This is a genomic window from Borreliella yangtzensis (assembly GCF_014201775.1).
Classification (GTDB): Bacteria; Spirochaetota; Spirochaetia; order Borreliales; family Borreliaceae; genus Borreliella; species Borreliella yangtzensis.
The window spans coordinates 1-1,679 of record NZ_JACHFG010000060.1; the positions used below are offsets into that span (position 1 = coordinate 1).

Annotated in this window: 3 protein-coding genes and 1 pseudogene; 2 read left to right on the forward strand and 2 right to left on the reverse strand. The window is 26.1% G+C overall.

Annotated features, from left to right (window positions below; translation table 11 throughout):
* Positions 1 to 204, forward strand: a 204-nt coding sequence (locus HNP68_RS06720; protein WP_420703302.1) for a BBA14 family lipoprotein, incomplete at its 5' end; no start/stop codon positions are given.
* 140 nt (positions 205 to 344) lie between these two features.
* Here HNP68_RS06720 and revA read toward each other — a convergent pair.
* Entirely contained in the window at positions 345 to 848 is a 504-nt protein-coding gene (gene revA / locus HNP68_RS06725) for a fibronectin-binding protein RevA (protein WP_183221687.1), read from the reverse strand.
* Between the two features lie 183 nt (positions 849 to 1,031).
* Between revA and HNP68_RS06730 the strand changes: the two genes are divergently transcribed.
* Positions 1,032 to 1,475: an Mlp family lipoprotein gene (locus tag HNP68_RS06730; protein ID WP_183221689.1), complete on the forward strand. Its 444-nt coding sequence runs from the start codon at positions 1,032 to 1,034 to the stop codon at positions 1,473 to 1,475.
* A 42-nt stretch (positions 1,476 to 1,517) separates the two neighbouring features.
* On the opposite strand, the pseudogene HNP68_RS07325 reads toward HNP68_RS06730, so the two are convergent.
* Positions 1,518 to 1,679, reverse strand: a pseudogene (locus tag HNP68_RS07325) (ERF family protein); the annotation flags it as partial.

The following is a 1,679-nucleotide window of genomic DNA, read 5'->3' on the forward strand; positions in this document are numbered from 1 at the left end:
CTTGTAACATTTTTGGCTAAAACAAAAGTAAAAGTTAATGACCCGAATTATCCAGAATATACTTATCCAGATTTATCAACACTAAAAGACGAACATTCAATAACTTCAATAAAACACAATATCAAACTACTATTAGAGTACATTGAAAGAACAAAACCTATAGCAAAAAAAGTTTATAATAAATATTCCCAATTAAAAATGTAAATTACAAAAAGGTTTTTCTTGCAAGAACTTATACTTTATATTAATCAAATTGGATTTTACAACAGAAGAAAAATCTAGATATTAGATTAAAGTAAATTTAATACCTAGATTTTAACATTTTTAATATGAATATTTACTAATTAATTAGTGTCCCCTTCGAGGAACTTTATTATCTTATCTATCTGTTCTACAGCGTCTTTAGACATTTCTTGCCCTTTACCAGAAGTATTATTTCCAAGGAACTTTACAGTTACTCCAACCAATTTTGCTTCAGACCATATTGTGTTTTTACCACTATCCTTATCAGCAATCCCTTCAATTTTTAGTTTAGCTGCTTTTAAAGCTGCTAATTTAGCTGCTAATTTATCTTCAAAAAGACTTTGTAACTTTAATAATTTTTCTTTAAGCTCAGCATCATTTATATCCTTTAATCTTTCTTTTAATTCATTAATTCTATCTTTATAATCTTTAAATTTTTCATGACCAGTCTTATTATTAAGAATTTTGGGATTTGAAATTTCTGCAAGAATTGAATCTATTTCTTTTTTTTCCTCTACATATTTTTTCTCCTCTAAATATAAGCTACAAGACATTACAAATAATATCGATATACAAAATAATTTAACTATGTTTTTAATTTCCATTAGTTACTCCTTTATTTAATAATAATAATGAAGTTAAAAATAGCACAACATTTCAAAATGTAAACCTATCAATCAAAACTTGAATTAAATTTTAAAAAATTTCTAAAAATAGGATCTATAATTACAAGAATAAACTTTTTTGTTACTAAATTATTGTACTAAAGAGAAAAAAGGAGATAACAAATGAAAATTACCAATATATTATTTTGCTTATTTTTACTTATGCTAAATGGCTGTAATTCTAATGATAATGACACTTTGAAAAACAATATTAAACAATCACAAAGTAGAAAAAAGCGAGATTTAAGCCAAGAGAAGTCACAACAAGAAATACCAAAATCCCCAGAAGAACTTCTTAGAGAAAAGCTAACTGAAGATCAAAAAACACACCTTGATTGGTTGAAAACCGCTTTAACTGATGATGGACAATTTGATAAATTTCTAGGAAATGATGAAGAGAAAATAAAAGAAGCACTTGATCACATAAAAAGTGAGCTTGGTAGCTGTAATGGGGATCAAGCAGATCAACAGAAAACTACTTTTAAAACTTTGGTTAAAGCGTTCTTTAAAAACGGTGATATAAATAGTTTTAATAAAGATAATGTAACCAGTAACTGCAATAATTAATAATATACTAGCCCCCATAATAAGGGGGCTTTAAACATACTGCTATGCTGCAAATATATAATCAAATTGTTTATCTTCTTTTAACGAGTCAAAGAATATTAATGGACTGTCGTTATAATCGCGCTGATCAGACGGCATAAATCTTTCATCAAAATCTTTTAAATCCTTTAATCTATTGGTTTTTTTAAAATGGTTTTTTATAAT

Coding starts and splice junctions, on each gene's coding strand:
- revA (WP_183221687.1), bottom strand. CDS start 848: ATGGAAATTAAAAACATAGTTAAATTATTTTGTATATCGATATTATTT.
- HNP68_RS06730 (WP_183221689.1), top strand. CDS start 1,032: ATGAAAATTACCAATATATTATTTTGCTTATTTTTACTTATGCTAAAT.